At 61.6% G+C, this 821-nt stretch carries 2 pseudogenes; one reads left to right on the forward strand and one right to left on the reverse strand.

Annotation, left to right across the window (positions count from 1 at the left end):
- Nucleotides 1–727, forward strand: a pseudogene (locus tag AC0L3A_RS40765) (shikimate kinase); the annotation flags it as partial.
- Here AC0L3A_RS40765 and AC0L3A_RS40770 read toward each other — a convergent pair.
- A pseudogene (locus AC0L3A_RS40770) lies at nt 683–821 on the reverse strand (IS3 family transposase); the annotation flags it as partial. The pseudogenes AC0L3A_RS40765 and AC0L3A_RS40770 sit on opposite strands and share 45 nt — an antisense overlap.

The following is an 821-nucleotide window of genomic DNA, read 5'->3' on the forward strand; positions in this document are numbered from 1 at the left end:
CGTCTGGACCAAGAAAAAGGTCCGCCAACGCCGCTTCAAAGGCCGCCGTATCACTCAGCTCTGATTCCGGGTACTAGGACCTGGCTCGAGAGCCGAGACGGGCAAAAGCTGATCCTCGAACAGATCTATCGCACCGTGACGGGTGGACATATCGAGGGGCCCGGCGCCGTTGCCGTACCCTCCAGCGATGGCCGTCTCCATGTGCCCACACTCAAAAGCGAGACCTGGACGGGGAAGGGGGGGCGTCCTGATCGGGCGCTCCCCCTATGACAAACCCAATCTGCGTCCGGTTGCAGCCGAGCAAGTCAGGTCGGCATCTGATGCAGATCCGACCGCGGCGTTCCTCGATAGTTGCCTAGCCATGCAGTACAGCTTTAATGCCGCCGAGAAATCGCACGGCGAACTTGCTGTCGACCATCCCACGTTCTTTGCCAAAGGCATTCTGATCGTGGTGCCCGATGCGATGTGGCCGGCCGCCTTCGCCGACCGTGGCGTGGTGATGTCGGTCGAGGATGTCAAGTGCCATTCGCGCTGGACCGGGGGCAAGGACCGCGCCAAAGAGGACACATCGCTTGAATGCGTCGGCATCCTCCAGGCAACCGAGGTGTTCGCTCCGGGGTCGCTGGTTGCAGTCCCGCCCGATGAACAGAAAAAGCTCGATGGCGACTTCGACGGGGATACGGTCATTGTATTTGACCGTGCGCCAGAGCCGCTCGACAAACACGTTGTCGCGCCAGGCGCCCTTGCCGTCCATGCTGATGGCGATCTTCGCGTCCAGCAGCACATCGGTGAACTCGAGGCTGGTGAACTGGCTGCCCTGG

Source organism: Bradyrhizobium sp. MI1.3 (assembly GCF_055811695.1).